Source organism: Methanothermobacter sp. K4 (genome assembly GCF_022014235.1).
In the GTDB taxonomy this organism is placed as follows: domain Archaea; phylum Methanobacteriota; class Methanobacteria; order Methanobacteriales; family Methanothermobacteraceae; genus Methanothermobacter.
Map to the genome: position 1 here is coordinate 671,250 of NZ_JAKLTD010000001.1, position 17,374 is coordinate 688,623.

General features: G+C 49.8%; 15 protein-coding genes. 5 read left to right on the forward strand and 10 right to left on the reverse strand.

The window, feature by feature from the left end; all coding sequences use genetic code 11:
- Nucleotides 1-24 precede the first annotated feature (24 nt).
- The 4 genes from atwA to hemA all read left to right on the forward strand — a co-directional run bounded on the left by atwA (nt 25) and on the right by hemA (nt 4,029).
- Nucleotides 25-1,617 carry a methyl coenzyme M reductase system, component A2 gene (gene atwA, locus L5462_RS03650; RefSeq protein ID WP_237779432.1) on the forward strand — a complete coding sequence of 531 codons (1,593 nt, stop codon included), beginning with the start codon at nt 25-27 and terminating at the stop codon, nt 1,615-1,617.
- 135 nt (nt 1,618-1,752) lie between these two features.
- Complete coding sequence (locus tag L5462_RS03655) at nt 1,753-2,220, forward strand: methanogenesis marker 9 domain-containing protein (RefSeq protein WP_237779433.1); 468 nt, start codon at nt 1,753-1,755, stop codon at nt 2,218-2,220.
- A gap of 11 nt (nt 2,221-2,231) precedes the next feature.
- Nucleotides 2,232-2,849 (forward strand): bifunctional precorrin-2 dehydrogenase/sirohydrochlorin ferrochelatase, encoded by a 618-nt coding sequence (locus tag L5462_RS03660; protein ID WP_237779434.1) that lies wholly within the window; start codon nt 2,232-2,234, stop codon nt 2,847-2,849.
- Nucleotides 2,839-4,029: a glutamyl-tRNA reductase gene (gene hemA, locus L5462_RS03665; RefSeq protein WP_237779435.1), complete on the forward strand. Its 1,191-nt coding sequence runs from the start codon at nt 2,839-2,841 to the stop codon at nt 4,027-4,029. The genes L5462_RS03660 and hemA overlap by 11 nt, the downstream gene beginning before the upstream one ends.
- A gap of 171 nt (nt 4,030-4,200) precedes the next feature.
- Here the strand turns inward: hemA and L5462_RS03670 are convergent, their stop codons facing one another.
- From L5462_RS03670 to eif1A, 8 genes are all read right to left on the reverse strand, one after another.
- Complete coding sequence (locus tag L5462_RS03670) at nt 4,201-5,316, reverse strand: AAA family ATPase (protein ID WP_237779436.1); 1,116 nt, start codon at nt 5,314-5,316, stop codon at nt 4,201-4,203.
- 258 nt (nt 5,317-5,574) lie between these two features.
- The gene (locus L5462_RS03675) at nt 5,575-6,402 is read right to left on the reverse strand and encodes a deoxyribonuclease IV (RefSeq protein WP_237779437.1); all 828 of its coding nucleotides are present in this window, start codon (nt 6,400-6,402) and stop codon (nt 5,575-5,577) included.
- A gap of 40 nt (nt 6,403-6,442) precedes the next feature.
- On the reverse strand, nt 6,443-7,456 hold the full coding sequence (locus L5462_RS03680; protein ID WP_237779438.1) for a phosphorylating glyceraldehyde-3-phosphate dehydrogenase: 1,014 nt from the start codon (nt 7,454-7,456) through the stop codon (nt 6,443-6,445).
- A 284-nt stretch (nt 7,457-7,740) separates the two neighbouring features.
- Nucleotides 7,741-8,802, reverse strand: a complete 1,062-nt coding sequence (locus L5462_RS03685) for a DNA topoisomerase IV subunit A (RefSeq protein ID WP_237779439.1) — start codon at nt 8,800-8,802, stop codon at nt 7,741-7,743.
- Nucleotides 8,795-10,369 (reverse strand): DNA topoisomerase VI subunit B, encoded by a 1,575-nt coding sequence (gene top6B, locus L5462_RS03690; protein ID WP_237779440.1) that lies wholly within the window; start codon nt 10,367-10,369, stop codon nt 8,795-8,797. Before top6B ends, L5462_RS03685 begins: the two co-directional genes overlap by 8 nt.
- Nucleotides 10,370-10,558: 189 nt before the next feature.
- The gene (locus L5462_RS03695; protein WP_237779441.1) at nt 10,559-11,125 is read right to left on the reverse strand and encodes a KH domain-containing protein; all 567 of its coding nucleotides are present in this window, start codon (nt 11,123-11,125) and stop codon (nt 10,559-10,561) included.
- Between the two features lie 191 nt (nt 11,126-11,316).
- A complete protein-coding gene (locus tag L5462_RS03700) occupies nt 11,317-12,165 on the reverse strand; it encodes a serine protein kinase RIO (RefSeq protein WP_237779442.1) in 849 nt (282 codons plus the stop codon).
- Nucleotides 12,166-12,189: 24 nt separating this feature from the next.
- Nucleotides 12,190-12,489 carry a translation initiation factor eIF-1A gene (gene eif1A, locus L5462_RS03705; RefSeq protein WP_013296185.1) on the reverse strand — a complete coding sequence of 100 codons (300 nt, stop codon included), beginning with the start codon at nt 12,487-12,489 and terminating at the stop codon, nt 12,190-12,192.
- Nucleotides 12,490-12,629: 140 nt separating this feature from the next.
- Here eif1A and glp point away from each other — a divergent pair, with 140 nt between their 5' ends.
- Nucleotides 12,630-13,856, forward strand: a complete 1,227-nt coding sequence (gene glp / locus L5462_RS03710) for a gephyrin-like molybdotransferase Glp (RefSeq protein WP_237779443.1) — start codon at nt 12,630-12,632, stop codon at nt 13,854-13,856.
- Between the two features lie 17 nt (nt 13,857-13,873).
- On the opposite strand, the gene cobK is transcribed toward glp, so the two are convergent.
- Nucleotides 13,874-14,671, reverse strand: coding sequence for a precorrin-6A reductase (gene cobK / locus L5462_RS03715; RefSeq protein WP_237779444.1), 798 nt, complete (start codon nt 14,669-14,671; stop codon nt 13,874-13,876).
- A 3-nt stretch (nt 14,672-14,674) separates the two neighbouring features.
- The gene (locus tag L5462_RS03720; RefSeq protein ID WP_237779507.1) at nt 14,675-17,173 is read right to left on the reverse strand and encodes a calcium-transporting P-type ATPase, PMR1-type; all 2,499 of its coding nucleotides are present in this window, start codon (nt 17,171-17,173) and stop codon (nt 14,675-14,677) included.
- Nucleotides 17,174-17,374: the final 201 nt, after the last annotated feature.

The following is a 17,374-nucleotide window of genomic DNA, read 5'->3' on the forward strand; positions in this document are numbered from 1 at the left end:
ATTTTAGCAACTGAGGGTGAGCACATGTCTTTCATAAAGCTGGAAAATGTCACAAAGAAGTTTAAGGGTGTTGAGGTTTTAAAAAATATCAGTGTTGAAATCGATGAGGGCAGGGTCCTTGGTATACTTGGAAGAAGCGGGGCAGGAAAATCTGTTCTCATAAACATGCTGAGGGGTATGAAGGAATACAGGCCCGACAGTGGCCGCGTCATCTACAACGTGGCAATCTGCCCCGAATGCCTCAGAGTGGAACCCCCCTCCTTTGACGGCAAGGTATGCGGATGCGGCTCAAAATTTTCACTCAGGGAGGTGGACTTCTGGAACTGTGACAAGAAGACCTTCGCCGCAGTCAGGAGAAGAATAGCCATAATGCTCCAGAGGACGTTCGCCCTCTATGAGGACGACACGGTAATCGATAACGTCATAAAGTCAATGCCGGATGTTGAATACGAGACAGCCCTCTACCATGCCCTTGACCTCCTTGAAATGGTTCAGATGAGCCACAGGATAACCCACATTGCAAGGGATCTCAGTGGGGGTGAAAAGCAGAGGGTTGTCCTTGCAAGGCAGCTGGCCAAGGAGCCAATGGTCTTCCTGGCTGATGAGCCAACCGGTACCCTTGACCCCCAGACAGCGGAGCTCATACACGACGCACTCCTTGAGGGTGTCAAGGATAAGGGGATAACCATGATCATAACCTCCCACTGGCCCGAGGTCATGAGGGACCTCTCTGATTATGCCATATGGATTGAGAAGGGTGAGATAATTGAGGAGGGAGACCCTGATGACGTGGTTGCCAGTTTCATGGAACAGGTGCCTGCACCTGAAAAGGTGAAGGAGTTTGAAAGGGAAACCCCCATAATAAAGATGGTTGATGTTAAGAAGCACTACTACTCCATTGACAGGGGTGTTGTGAAGGCGGTTGACGGCGTTGACCTCACAGTCTATGAGGGGGAAATATTTGGTGTTGTGGGGCTCAGCGGGGCCGGTAAGACTACTCTCTCGAGGATAATAATCGGAATAACCGAGCCAAGCAGCGGGAAGGTCTGCGTTAGGCTGGGTGATGAGTGGATAGACATGACCGAGAAGGGGCCCCTTGGCCGTGGCCGTGTAACGCCCTACCTTGGAATACTCCACCAGGAGTACAGCCTCTACCCCCACAGGGATGTGCTGGGTAACCTCACAGAGGCAATCAGCCTTGAGCTCCCTGCAGAATTTGCCAGGATGAAGGCAGTTTATGTCCTCAAGGCCGTGGGCTTTGATGAGGAGTACGCAGAGAACCTACTTGGCAAGTACCCTGATGAGCTCTCAGGTGGTGAGAGACACAGGGTTGCCCTTGCCCAGGTTCTCATCAGGGAGCCCAGGATAATAATACTTGATGAACCCACAGGTACCATGGACCCCATAACAAGGGTGCAGGTTACAGACTCGATCCTGAAGGCAAGGGAGGAGCTGAATCAGACCTTCCTGATAATTTCACATGACATGGACTTCGTGCTTGATGTCTGTGACAGGGCATCCCTCATGAGGGGTGGCAGGATCCTCAAGACAGGTGAACCCGGGTCAATCGTCGGGGACCTCACACCCGATGAGAAGAGGGGGATGCTCAGGGAATGATAGTCCCAATTTAATTGGCGGACCACAATTTATTTATCAAAAAAGCGGTTAAAGGCATTAAGTGGTATTATTTCAGCCACCATGTAATGAATTATTATTAACAGAATAAACATAATTAATAAAGGAGGACTGTGTTTGGTATGGAGCGACGCACCATCCCATGTATGCAGGGGTGGTGATAAAAGGGCGCTTACATTCTGCTGCCCACCGGTGAAGCCCTGCCCCATAATGATAGCACTCGAGGAGGCGGGACTGACACCACAGGATTACATTGAAATCAAGGAGTCATTCGCAAGGAATACTAGGCTCGGCGAGGGCCAGGGGACCTGCTTCGGTTCACTTGTCTGGTGCTGCAAGCCCTCAAAGCCCTGCCCGCTCAGGGACATGGCCATGAAGAGGATAAACATGACAACCGAAGAGTACATGGAACTCAAAAAGAGGCTCTCAGAGGAACTTGTGGGTACGTCTGAATCTGACACCGAAAGCGTGAAGGCCCTGGCAGACGCCTTTGAAGTATCCATTGAGGAGGCCAGGGAGGCCCTTGCCGAGGCAGATAATGACCTCAGAACAGCAATGAAGATACTCAGAATGAAATCCCTCTGACGGATGGTAAAATGTCCCTCACACCCCTCTACATTGACATGGTAGGTAAGAGGGTACTCGTGGTGGGTTCAGGGGAAGTTGGAAGAAGAAGGGCGATGAGATTCATTGAGGCCGGCGCAGAGGTGGCGGTTCTTGGACAGGAACTTGAAGGTGCTGTTTCGATCACCCCGGAAAAACTCGGGGAGTGGATTGAGAAGGCAGACCTCATAGTTGCTGCAAGTCCGGATAGAAGCCTCAATGAAAGGGTAACTGAACTTGCAGGGGGTAAACTCCTTAACCGGGCAGATGACCCGTCAAGGGGTAACGTGGTTGTCCCGTCGACATTCAAAATAGCGGATGTTTCAATCTCATTATTCACCGGGAAAAAGAGTCCGCTGATGGCTAAATACCTCCGCAGGAGGATCCAGGAGGTTATAAAACCAGAGGATATACTCATGATTGAGGTTCAGGATGTATCCCGCCGGATGCTCATGGAACAGGTCCCTGATCACAGAGAGAGGCGCAGAATTCTCTATGAGATCTCAGAGGATAAAATGGTACAGGAAAAACTTGAAGCTGGCGACCTGGAGGGTGCCATAAGAAGGGCGCGGGACATAATCATGGATAGGGGGGCTTCAGGTGATTCTTAACATAAGGCTTGACCACAAGACCTCTGATGTGAAGACAATGGAGACAGCCTCAGGCAGGATAGAGGAGATTGTGGGTGAGCTTGAAGCCATTGGAGCTGTGACCGAGAAGGTGCCCCTCATGACCTGTAACAGGGTGGAGTACTACCTTCACATCACAGGGGTCCCATCTGAATTTGATTTTAATGGATTTACAGTTGAAAAAGATGAGGATGCCCTTCTGCACCTTCTGAGACTGGCTTCAGGCCTTGAGTCCATGATAATCGGGGAGGACCAGATACTTGGACAGATAAAGGCTGCAAGGCTCCAGGCCCTCCGCGAGGGCACCTGCGGACCCCTCCTTGATATGGTGTTCACCAAGGCGGTCCATGTGGGTCAGACCGTGAGGCGGAAGACGAAGATAAACAGGGGTTCCGTCTCAATAGGGTCAGCGGCCGTTGATCTTGCAGAGTCAATACATGGTGATCTCAAATGCAAGAAGGTCCTTGTTATAGGGGCCGGTAAAATGGGGACACTGGTTGCGCGCGCCCTCGCCGAAAAGCACCTAAAGGCAATAATGGTTGCAAACAGGACATATGAGAGGGCCTACCAGCTTGCATGCGAACTCGGTGGTGATGCAATACATTTCGACAGACTCAACAGGGCCCTAAGGGATGCAGATGTTGTTATAAGTGCCACAGGCTCACCCCACTACATACTCACCCGTGAGCGTGTCATGGAGGCAGTGCCCCCTGATAGGAGGTCCAGCATTGTGATGGTGGACATAGCCAACCCCAGGGATATAGAGGAATCAGTGAGGGAACTTGGAGTCAGGCTATTCACAATCGATGACCTCAGGGGGGTGGCTGAGGAGAACCGGAAAAGGAGGGAGGCGGAGGCAAGGGAGGCCGAGGAGATAGTGAGGGCTGAACTTGAACTCCTCCTGAGTGCCATGAAGCACAGGGAGGTGGAGCCACTTCTGGCTGAAATAAGGGGGCGTATGGAGTCCCTCCTGCAGAGGGAGGCAGGTAAGGCGATTAAGAAAATTCAAAACAGCGGGGACCCTGAGAGGGTTGTTGAGGGTCTTACAAGGTCAATAGTTGATAAAATATTCCATGATATCGCTCTGAAAATCAGGGATGCTGCAGAGAGGGATGATAAAGAGTTCCTGAGGATGTGTTCTGAGCTCTTTGGTTGTGAGTGATTTTAGGGGTTTTGGTTTTTGGTGATGTGTGTTCTGAGCTCTTTGGTTGTGAGTGATTTTAGGGTTTTTGGGGATGTGTTCTGAGCTCTTCAACTGGGAGAATCTAGTTCTGTACTCATAGAGATCTTTAACCAGAAATTTTAAACGGATTTTATAAAATTAAAAATTGATTTAGGCGAACATGTGCCTGGGTTCGCCTTTTAGACCACGCTCTTTAAGAGCATATTCTATGTGTTCACGCTCCACACGGGGACTGTCATCTGCCAGTGCCCTGTGGAGGGCTGTTTTAAGCACCCTCTCCTTTATGTCCCTTCCGGACATTCCCTTTGTCAGTTTAACAAGTTTATCCAGGGAGAAATCCACATCCAGGGGCATGGTCTCAATGTATTTTTCAAGCATCATCCGCCTCTCATCATCCCCGGGTAACTTGAACTCTATTTCCTCCTCAAAACGGCTTCTTATTGCATTATCAAGAAGTTCAGGGTTATTGGTCGCGCCTATGGTTACAACACCCCAGTTCTGATTTATACCATCCATCTCGGTTAGGAGTGCGTTAACCACCTCTGAGACGTCCCCACGGAGGGACTGGAATCTCCGGTCGAGGCCAATTGCGTCCATCTCATCTATGAATATAACTGATGGGGCAGTTTTTGATGCCAGTTCATAGAGTTCATGTATCTGCCTTGCACCGTCACCCACATGCTCGCCTATGAGTCCTGTGGCCTTTATAAGGTAGAGGGGTACCCTTAGTTCATTTGCAAGGGACTTTGCAAGCATGGTCTTACCTGTGCCGGGGCTTCCATGGAAGAGGACGTTCCTGGGCGCCCAGTCCCTGAATCTGTCCGGGTCCTCAAGGTACCTCATGATTATCCTGCACTTTATCTTGGCGTCCTCCTGACCGATAACATCATCCATGGTGATGTCACTTTTCACCTCATGGAACTCCTCCCTCTCGTTCTCCAGCAGTATAATGGAGGTGTTCCTGGTTATCTTTGAACCGTCGGGGTGGGCCCTTATTATCTTGAATGCATAGTCAGGGAGCAGTTTCTGGTCGAATAGATAGGAACCCTCAGTTGCACTGAAACCCTCCCACTGGTCCCTTGCATAGATCTCAAAGAGTTCCTTGTTAACGGCATCTATCCTTGGGGACTCCATCAGGTTGCATACGAAGGGGTATCCAACCGGCTGGAGAACAACAAGTTTTGCCTCCCTTTCAGGGTCAGAGGCCTTCACAGGAAATTTTTTATCTGATAGCTGGGGGTCATAGACTATGTTATTGAATTTCACCACATCACCTGTTCTTCAGAAACAAGTTCTGATACTGTGACATACTCAAGAAATAAACTCATCATAGGTAAATTGTGCATCGGGGTGTATAAAGTTTTAGGTACACTCTTGCGGGATGTGTATTTTCAGTACATTCCATGCAGTTAATTCAAGAAACCTCGGAACCTCTGTGTAGAGTTTTTCGGTGAACTTCATGCAGCCATATAGAACCTGGTGTGGAATTTGATACATTCGGCACACCATTTCTCTGGACCAGCTTCATCTGCTGAGGTACCCCTCAAGGAGGGCCTTTATCCTCCTTGCATCCTCATCCTTTCTGGGTGTCTCGGAGATTATGGTGGCATCCCAGCCTCCATCAACCAGCACCTCAAGGAGGGGCTCAACTGGAGGGCCAAAGCCTTCGGATAGGGTGTGGTGCCTTCTCTCTCCTGCATCTGTGTACTCTATCCCTGTGAAGTGGCAGTGGAGGTGCTCGCATCCGAGTCTCCCCTCAATCTCCTCAAGTATCCTCCTGTAATCACTGGCGCCCCCTATGCACCCACCGCCCCTTGCATGTATATGTGCAAAGTCCACGGTGGGCATGACGTTATCAAATTCCTCTGAGAATCTTATAACCTCCTCTAGACTTCCCACCTGTGACTTCTTGCCGGTGGTCTCAGGTGCAAGGGTGAAGTCCCTGATACCTGCACTTTCTAGTCTTGAGATGAGTTCCCCGAGTGACTTCCTGCAGATTTCAAAAGCCCTTCTCATCCCAAGGTCACCATAAAAGCCGGGGTGGAACACAATACGGTAGGCGCCCATCCACTCCCCTGCAACCGCACAGTCAAAGAGCCGGTCAATTGATTTCTCTATTGTCTCCTCCTTGGATGATGAAAGGTTTATATAGTAGGGGCCGTGCATTGAGACAAGTACATCGTTCTTCCTTGAATTTTCACCAATCTTAAGGGCATTTTCCTTCTTCAACCTGAGGCCATAGGTAGCCTGGTACTCATAGGCGTCAAGTCCCATGGCCCTGATCTTCCTGAAAACACTGACTGTACTGCCACGGTAACCAACCGGGTTACCTGCAGGACCAACCCTTATCAAAAAAACACCCGATTAAAGGGTTAAATAGAAAAATTGGTTTTTAGAGTATGCCCATGGCCCTGTTGGTCTTCATTATGGACTTCATGTTGTCCTCTTCAAGTTCAAGGAGGGCCCTTATTGCATCCACACTCTCGGGGACGGCATCGGATTCCTGGTGGACCGCCTGCATGTAGAAGAGTTCCCCTTCAACCACGTTTATGGACTCCTCCCAGACAGGTATCTCGAAGAGGTCATTCCTTGACCTTCCGAGTTCCTTGGCGTACTCCATTATCTCTGCGGTTGATGCAAGGCCCTCTGAGGCCCTCACAAGCATGACCCTGGTGGTCTCGTCTAGTTTCGCCTTTATCTCATCGGCGTCCACAGGGTTCTCCAGTTCCACCATTATGTTGTGCTGGTGCATGAGTGTTGTGGGGACCAGGAGTGCAACGGTGTGGATGCTGACACCCTTCATGACGGTTTTGAGGTCAGGTCCGTGGTGTGATGGGACCGTCGGGGGGTTCGGTACAATGGCGTTTATTGGACCCTTTTTCACCTGTACAGGGTCGGCACCCCTTCTGACCATCACTGCCCTCACCTTTTTTATCCCGCAGAGATCATCTATTGGTTTCAGGGTCCTGCAGAGGCCGGTGGTGTTGCACGAAACGACCCTTGTGTAGTCGGCCCCCAGTGACTCGTCGTAGTTTGTGAATGAGTTGAATGAGAGTCCAATGGCATCGTACTTTTCACCACCCTGGAATATGGCCTTTATTCCCTTTTCACGGTACAGTTCAAGGTTCTTGGCACCGATGCCCTCGGGTGTTGCATCAACCACGATGTCTGCTTCCTCCAGCATGTCCTCCACGGTACCGCTCACAGGGATTCCAGCATCATCAAAGAGCTTTTCACGTTCAGGGATGCTTACATAGAGTTCATAGCCCTTTTCAATTGCAACCCTCGCCTCAAAATCAGGTTTTGTTTTGCTGACACCAACGACCTTCATGTCGTCCTGGGCAGCCACAGCGTCGGCGACTCTCTTTCCTATTGTACCATATCCGTTAATGGCTACAGATATCATAAAGAAACCTCCTATCCCCTGAAAACTTCTGTTCACAGAGGAAAATCTTCAGTAAAGGTGTAATCTGATATTATTTCTCATTGATTATTTTTATATAGTTATCTCTGAGGGGGTGATTTGATTCTATAGTTATCTCTGAGGGGGTGATTTGATTCTATAGTTATCTCTGAAGGGGACCTTGGGGTTTGATAACCCTTAAAAACCAGGTAATTTTCAGAAATGAGGAATTCTGTTATTCTAAATAAGAATATTGGACTAAAAAATAAATTATTATGGAGAATACCTTACTGGTTCTCCACGGCTTCAAGTTTCTCTGGCAGATACGTGTCAACCACGTACTCAAGACCGTACTTGGAGAAGGACTGCTGTTCTGCCTTCTTACCGATCTTCAGCATCTTCTTTATTTCGGTCTTCCAGAACTCATCCCTGTATCTTGGATCGTTCAGGAGTTCCTTGAGCCTCACCACATCGATGTCCTTGAGGGGATCTGTGGGGAGGTCATAGTTTATTATGTCACTTGCCGTGACCCCCAGGAACTTTGCATCGGGGGTTGCAAGCTGGTGGTTCACATGGGCGAGCTTCGCACTCCCTGAGATTATGACCATGGCGATGTGGAATCCCCATGGGTCTCCGTCGTTACAGATGTACACTGGAAGGTTCAGTTCTTCGTTCACCCTCTTTATGAACCTCCTGGTTGCCCTTGCAGCCTGACCCTTCAGCCCCACGATGAGGGCGTCGAACTTCTTGTAGGCCTTCTCCTGCACTAGACGGTGGAACATACCCATTGTCTCAACTGCGATGACACGTTCAACATCATGATCCACGAATTCAACCTCATCTATGGTGGGTGATATGTTGTAACCGGATTTGCCGGATCTGAGGGCGTTTATCTCTATATCACCCTCACGGACCGTCAGGGCACCGTAAACGGATGCGCCGTCCTCCTCGGGCATGAGGCCCAGCTCCTCCCTGGTCATCCCAAGGGTAACCTCAAGGTCCTCCCCAACGATGTTGGATTCCTGCTGGTCTGCAAAGTCCACCTCCCAGCCCTCTGAGATGTAGTAGAGCTCCCTGAGGGTTGCGGTTTTCTCCCTGGCCACCAGGTCCTTGCAGAAATTTGCGGTGTATAGCATCTGACCTATCTTCTTTATCTGCTTCACATTACCCATTGAACGTGTACCGTAGCGGTCACCCAGGATGTAGTGCCTCTTCTCTTCATCGTAGATTATGTTGGATGTACCCCTTGATGGGACCTTTATCCTGGGGATCTTCCCACGGGCCACATCGTCGAGTATAACATCACCAAGACTTTTAAGTTTGTTAATTGCTATTTCCCTTCTATTCATCGAGTGATTCCCCCAGAATTTCGAGTTTTGCCCTTCTTGTAACTGTGTCCAGGAGTTCCCTGTAATCAGGCGCCTCCCTCTCCGCCAGGAGAGCCGCCTGCTTTATGATCACCGGAACGTATGTTTCAAATACTTTCGCCCTTTCGGCCTCCTCCTTGGCGGCCTTCTTCTTCCTCAGGTACTTGTAGAGTTTTCTTGCAGCTATCATGGTGGCCTGCCTGATCTCATGGAGTATTTCAGGTTCAGGTGCCACGCTCTGCTTACCTGTTGAAAGGTATGGGACGTTGGTTGATACAATATTCACGAATATGGTGAGGGGCATATTTTCAAGGTCCCTTATGCCGTAGCGCCTCCAGTCAAGGCTCTTAACACCCTCGGTTATTGCGCAGCTGCCAGCGTCAAATGTTAGGGGGACCCTGTTGGCGAACCTCATTATCTCGGCCTTCCTCTGGTCACCCACCATTCTGCCGGAGTTTCCACCGTAGGCTATACCCGCCTCAACCACAAAGGCTATGCCCCCGCGGTAGGTTTTGGGTTTCCTTGTCACGGTGGCGGTGAACTCTGGCTGGAGTATCTCCCTCATACCCTTCTCAATCTGCTCCTCTCCGATGGGTATGAGGCCTGAGGTTGGTGGTGACATGAACTTCATCTTCTTGAAGGCCTCAACTATCTTCTCGGCCTCCTCCCATTTCATGTCCTTGGGGCGTTTGTTGAGGTCTATTCCTGTGAGTTCCTCGAGTTCCTTGATCTTTTTGGAGGACATCCTTGAGAGGTTGCTCGTAAGCATGCTCCTGAACCGTCTCTTGTCGGTGTGCTTTGCCATGAATATGAGATCATCGGCTGTGACACCCCATGGGTGTGGGAGGACCTCCTTTGGCATTGGCGGGATGACGTCTGATGCCCTGTTGAAGACGTAGCGGTTCCCTGTGGGGTCATTGAATATTATCTTTGCATGGGGGTTGGCTATCATTGTCCTCCTTATGTACTCGTAGGCCCCCTGCTCTGAGAGTGAGTAGGAGACGTCCTTGAAGTGGAGCTCTATGCAGACCCCTGTGTCCTCAACCTCAACCTCCTCCTTTTCAAGTATGAGGCCCTGGTTCTTCTTAACGTCCATCTTGAGGGTCATTTTGACCCCCTTGAGTTCGCCATTTTCCCTGGTCCCTGAGATGACCTTTATGGGTTTACCTGTGGTCATCTGTGATAATAGCACACAACCACTGCATCCGAGTCCCTGCTGCCCTCTGGACTGGATGTTCCTGAACTTGGACCCGGCGAACATGGTACAGAATACCTTTGGGATGTACTTTTCAGGTATTCCAGGGCCGTTGTCCTGGTGTCTGAGGATGTAGTGGTCCTTACCAATCCTCTTGAGATCTATTTTGATCTCAGGGAGTATGCCTGCCTCCTCTGCGGCGTCAAAACTGTTTGTTATGAGTTCATGAAAAACTATCGTCAGTGACCTTATTTTCCCTGTAAAACCCAGCATCTGCTTGTTTTTCCTGAAGAATTCTGATGGGGTGAGTTCCTGGAATCCTTCGTCAAAGAGATCCAAAGCTTGCCTAGCCAAAAGTTCGCCTCCTTAAATAATTTTTCACAGGATAATACACATGGGATACCATGCTCATATATATGTATGTATAACTTATAGCATATAAATTTATACCCCTACATGTAACTATTGAAGAAAGCATATTTTGGGCGATACCCCTGAAATAATTGAAATTCGCCCTCACAAAAAACAGGTTTATGGTGGAGTTTACATGAATTTAACGCCTTCCTGAAACTCCTTCATTTTCATTTCCTGTTTCTTCTTTTCAAGAAATGCGTACACAGACTTGTGCCTGGCACCATTAAGTATCATTTCAACTGCTTCCCTTGCAACCGAGAGCTTTTCAAATTCACCTATCAGTGCAACGGTTTTTCCATAGACCGATATATCCACCCCGGTCATATCATGGATTATGCGTCTGGTTATACCACCCCGACCTATTACACGGCCCTTCTGTCTTGCTATGGCCTTTTTGGATTTACCGACATAGTCGGTTATCTTGATGATGTCAAGGGCAACATCATCATCCAGGAGCCGGAGGGCAACCTCCGGGTTGAAGCCACGTCCTATGGCCCTAACTATGTTCCTGGCCTTCCATGGTGACAGGGGGTCGTCAAGTTCGTCCTGGGGTATGAGTGTAACTGCACCGGTTTCGCTGTCAATTTCAAGGTCTGTCTGGGTGAGGCGCTCAATCTGTTCCTTGACCTCACCATTCTTACCTATCAGAACTCCAACCCTCTCTCGGGGTATTTTGAGATATTCCTCGGTGGGCATCTTATTCACCTCAATGAATAAATAAGGATCAACGTTTATAACACTTATAGTAATTTCCTGTAAAGTATCCAGCGGATTTTCCATTTCTGCAATGTTATCTGGGATGGATCCTTCCCTTCAGGATTCCAGGTAATGTTTTACGGTTTTTCTTTTTTAATCCTTTTTGCCAGGTTGTGGGGTTTTCATGTTCTTTAATTCTTTTCCTTGCCGCTGGTTTTTGCAGGGGGTTCTGGTTCTTTAATTCTTTTCCTTATATCATCCTCACTTACACTGACCCCCAGCCTCTTGAAGTCACGGGCCAGGTTCTTTATATCCCTTTCAAGGAGTTCCATGGCCAGGGGGTGGTCAAGGACCATTGCCTGGGATACATCGATTATAACTGGTTCTCCTGAATGGTTCAGTATGTTGAAGAAGGATAGATCCCCATGCACAAGCCTTGCACCCGTGTAAAGGCGGTGCATGTACTCAACTATTAACTCAAGGGCCCTCTCAGGATCCTCAGGTGGAACCTCCCTCATGGTGGGGGCCGGTTCACCATCCTCACCTATGAACTCCATTATGAGGATGTTGTCCCTTGCAACCACTGGTTCAGGCACACGGACACCCGCCTCCATGGCCCTCTTAAGATTTCGAAACTCCTTGTTAACCCATGCCTGGACAAGCTGGCGTCTGTTGGTTGTTCTCACCCTGAATCTTGGGTCACCCTGTATGTAGTACTGCATCTTCTTGAAGTCAGATGTGGCGACACGGTAAATCTTGACAGCAACAAATTCATCGTTATCGGTTATACCTTTGAAGACATTCGCCTCCTTACCCGTGCTCACAGCACCATTGAGCACCGCAAGGTAACCTGAATTGGCAAGCTTGTAGAGTGTTTTGAGGGTAAGTTCATCAAAGACCTCACTTCCAACCCTCCGGTCCTCAACACCCTTCAACCTCTTGGCGGCCTCCATCCGTCCAAGATCAGAGTCTACCCTATCCACAGCCCCTGATTTAAGTGCCCTGAGTTCAGGGGCCTGCCCTGTTTCTTCAGGATCCATTAAAATCAACTTCTCTGGGGACAATCAGAGTTTGAGGTAGCCCTTCCTCTCAAGCCAGTTGGACTCTGTACGGGTGTACCTCCACACTATATCGGCCTTCTCCTCGCTCTGGAACTCCCATGGCTTCACAAGTACAACGTCACCCTCACGGATCCATATCCTCTTCTTCATCTTGCCAGGGATCCTGCCGAGCCTTATATGGCCATCGGCACACCTCACCTTGAGCTTCCCGTGCCCCATTATCTGCTCAACAACTCCAGGTATCTCTCCCTTCCTGGGCGTCCTCACACGCCTAACTTCCTGTGTCTGATGTCCTCTACTCAAATACTCTCCTCCTCTTTTTTTCGTTGATTAACTTTGATTCTAATGCGATTACACATTCAGCAATCAAAGAAATAGACAGTATAATTTATTACAGGTGCAGATATAAATAAATTGCTTAGACTGCTTTTCATGGTGATCCTATGGGAGTCGAATTTCTTGATATAATCGATCTGGACGATGCAAGGAGGATAATGGCTGATCTCTTCAGGGAACTCTACAGCAGAGGTTCAGAAACCGTTGATATGGATGATGCCCTTGGGAGGGTACTTGCAGAGGATGTTGAAAGTCCCATCGACCTGCCACCATTTGACAGGGCATCCCGGGATGGGTATGCAGTGGTGGCCTCAGATACCTTCGGGGCAAGCGATGAGAAACCTGTGATGCTCAGGTGCATCGAGACGGTTGAGGCAGGTTCTATGCCATCAAGGAGGGTTGAAAGCGGTTCATGCACCAGGATAAGTACGGGGGCTCCGGTACCTGAGGGTGCCGATGCAGTTGTCATGGTTGAGTACACTGAGGTTAGTGGGGGGGATGTCTACATCCAGAGGCCAGCATACCCATCGCAGCATATAGCGGCGGCGGGATCTGATATTGAAGCGGGCAGTGTACTTGTGGAGGGAGGAAAGGTTCTCTCACCCGACAAGATCGCAGCGCTTTCAGCTGCAGGGGTCACCTCGGTGAGGGTTATATCGAAACCCTCGGTACATGTCATATCAACGGGTAATGAGCTCATTGAACCATCAGGAAAACTTGAACCGGCAAAGATATTTGATTCAAATTCTCTGGGAATATCAGCGGCCCTGAGGGATGCCGGGTGCAGTGTCAGCCGTGGAGGTATAGTTAGGGATGATTACGGTGAACTCAGAAGGGCCCTCATTGAGGGGCTGGGTAAAGCGGACCTCGTCATAACCTCAGGCGGCACCTCGGCGGGGGCAGGCGATGTCCTGGCGGATGTGCTTGGGGATCTCGGGCGTGTTATCATTCATGGCATCTCCATGAAGCCGGGTAAGCCCACCATAGTGGGTGTCGTTGATGGTAAGATGGTGGTGGGACTTCCTGGTTTCCCGGTCGCAGCCCTTCTGGTTTTCAGGTCACTTGTAGAACCATTCCTCAGGGAACTATCGGGAATAAAAGCTCCTGAGGGTTCTGTGAAGACACTTAAACTTGCCGAGAGGTTCCACTCATCAAGGGGCAGGGTCCAGTATGCCCTTGTGAGGGTTGATGGCCAGTATGCAAGGCCCATATTCAGGGATTCAGGTGCAATAGCAGCCCTTGCAGGGGCCGATGGATACATTGAGGTGCCAAAGAACGTTGAGATACTCAATGAGGGAGAGGAGGTTGAGGTTGTTCTCTTTGAGAACCGTTGAACTTATTCTTTAAAGATTTAAAAGGAGTTGTTAGTTTCTTTTTTATTCAGGATCTCTGTGACATAGTCTACAAGTTCAGTAATGTCCTGGAATACCTTTTCGCCTTTCAGGTCAACCCTTGGCCTCTCAACGAGAATGATGGGTATTCCAAGCTCTGATGCAGCGGCAACCTTATCAGGGAGACCCCCTGTCTCACCACTGTCCTTTGTGATAACCACACCGGCACGGTATTCCTTCATCAGCACCCTGTTCATCTCTGGAGAGAATGTGCCCTGCATGGCAATGATCTGCCCTGGAGGCACCCCGAGCCTGTGGCATGCCTCAATTGATGAGGTCTGTGGCAGGACCCGGACTGCAACCCTCTCTGGATCCAGTGACTCAAGAACATCAGGTAGTGTGGTGACCCCTGCAAGGTGCATCGCCACCTCACCCTCCCGGAGGAGTGATGAGGCCACCTCTCCAGCCTCCCTGAATGAGTCAACCCTTATGGCCCCCTCAACATCCAGTCGCGGTCTTTCGAACCTCAGGTAGGTTATGCCGGTATCATGGCATGCCAGGAGTGCATTTTCAGTAGCCCTTGTGGCGAAGGGGTGGGTGGCGTCTATGAGGAGTTCAGCACCGACTCTATCTATCAGTTCGCTGAGCCCGAACCGGTCAAGGGGTCCTCTGACCGTTCTTAATGCCCCTGAACTTTCAGCAAGCTCCGCACCGTATTCTGTGGTTGCAGTGGCTGTTATATCAATTCGAGGGTCCTTTGAGAGTTCTTCTATGATCCTCCAGGCATCCCTGGTCCCTGCCATGACAATAACGTTCATAGGTCATTCCCGCCCATCAGCGAACCTCATGAGGGCCTCCGCAATCAGTATGAGGGAAGCCACGGCAACTATGAGGACCCAGTCTGTAACCGTGAGGGGGACGGTCCTGAACACACCCTCCAGGGGTGCAAGGTAGACCACAAGGATCTGCAGCAGGAGTGAGGCTGCAACAGCAACAAGGAGGGTCCTGTTGGAAAATCCGGTCCTTGACTTGCAGTTGAATACGTTGAATATCTGGAACATCACAAAGACCGTGAATGCAACTGTCATTGCCCTCTCAACACCCTTCCCTGAGGAGAGCATGTACATGTAGAGCCCAAGCGTCCCCGCTGCCATGACAGCACCTGCAATTACTATACGCAGCAGGTTCCTCCTTGGCATTATATCCTCCCTCTCGGGTTTTCTGAGCATTATATCGGATTCAGGGGGCTCAACACCCAGGGACTGTGCAGGGGGACCGTCCATTATTATGTTTATCCATAGTATCTGTATCGGGTTGAATGGCACAGGAATGTTGATGAGAGAGGCCGATACGATTGTCAGGATGGCCCCGACGTTTGTTGAAAGCTGGAACTTAACGAAGCGCCTTATGTTATCGAAGATGGTACGCCCCTCCCTCACCGCTTTAACGATCGTTGCGAAGTTATCATCCTGGAGAACCATGTCAGAGGATTCCCTTGCAACGTCCGTTCCACTGCCCATGGCAACACCTATCGCGGCCTTCTTGAGGGCAGGCGCGTCGTTTACACCATCACCGGTCATGGCAACCACGTGGCCCCTCCTCTGGAGGGCCTCAACTATTCTGACCTTCTGTTCAGGGAAGACACGGGCATAGACCCTCACATCCTCCACAATCTCCCCGAATTCATCATCAGAGAGCTCATCGAGTTCCCTTCCTGTGAGGGCTAAACCGTCATCCATGAGACCCAGTTCGCGTGCTATGGCAACCGCAGTGTCCCTGTGGTCGCCTGTGATCATAACGACCTTTATACCGGCCTTCCTGCAGGTCTCTATGGCCTCTGCAGCCTCCTTTCGCGGAGGATCCATCATACCGACGAGGCCAGCGAACACAAGGTCCCTCTCCTCATCATCGCCATCGGGCAGTTTCCGGTATGCAAGGGCCAGAACACGAAGGGCCCTTGATGTCATATCGTTGAGTCGGGACATCCATTTGGCCAGTTCATCATCATTCATTGGCCTCAGGGAGCCGTCATAGTCCACATGGCTGCATCTGCCCATTATTATCTCAGGGGCCCCCTTGATGAGGAGGTAGCGCCCGTCCCCAAGCTGGTTTATGGTGGTCATCCTCTTCCTTTTACTGTCGAGGGGTATCTCCATGAGACGGGGGTATTTCTCCTCAAGTTCCTTTCTTCTGTATCCATTTTCATCAGCAAAGCTCAGTATGGCAGCATCGGTTGGGTCCCCTATGACCCTATCATCTGAGATTGTGGCGTTGTTGCAGAGTGCTGATACAAGGAGTGCCATCTCTGGTGAGGTGAGCTCTGATTCCCTCACGGTCATCCGGTTATGGGTGAGTGTACCTGTCTTGTCGGTGCAGATCACCGAACATGAACCCAGGGTTTCAACTGCAAGAAGCCTCCTTACAATGGCATTGCTCCGGGCCATCCTCTGCATACCCAGTGCGAGGGTCAGTGTCAGTATGGCTGGGAGGCCCTCGGGTACAGAGGCAACTGCAAGTGAAACAGCGGTCATGAAGGTGTCAACCAGGGGAAGTCCACGGAGGAACTGTATGGCGAATACCATGGCACATACAACCACCGCTATGAGCCCAAGGCTTTTTCCAAGGGAGGCTATCTTCTCCTGCAGAGGTGTCTTACCCTCATCCTCCTGTATCATCTCGGCTATCCTGCCTATTGATGTATCCATACCCACGGCTATGACGGCGCCCTTACCGCGACCTGATACAACGTCAGAGTCCATGAATGCGATAACATCCCTTTCATCTTCAGGGTCCTCATGTGTCTTCTGGACGGGTATGGATTCTCCTGTGAGGGTAGATTCATCTATGCGGAGGTCATAGGCTTCTATGAGTCTGATGTCTGCAGGTACATTGTCCCCCTCCTCTATGATTACAATATCCCCTATTGTGAGCTCAGAGGCGGGTATTTTCTGGGTCATACCGTCCCTTATAACCGTGGCCTCAGTTGATACAAGGCCCTTGAGTTTCTCCATTGCACGCTCGGCCCTGTACTCCTGTATGAAGCCAACTGTGGCATTCACAACCACCACGAATAGTATGACTGCAGAATCGAGCACATCACCCACAAAATAGGATGCCACAGCCGCAAGTATGAGGAGTATGATGAGTATATCCATGAACTGAGCAAGGAACATTCTGAGGGGTCCTGCCTTTTTCTCCTCAACCAGTTCGTTCTTCCCATAAGTTTCAAGTCTTCTGGCTGCTTCATCTGAATTTAAACCATTTTCTGACGTTTTAAGTTCATTCAAGACTTCGTTTACACTCATCCCGGCCCATTTCATTTTGAACACTTTTCAAATTCTTTTTGGTAATTGTTTCTAAGCTTGAACATCATGATATCATCTGCTTGGCATCTTGATTTGAGATCACGATATCATTCTTTGAATTGGATTACACATCTTCCATTATCCAGTTTATAGGGTATATCGATATCATTCTTTGAATTGGATTACACATCTTCCATTATCCAGTTTATAGGGTAT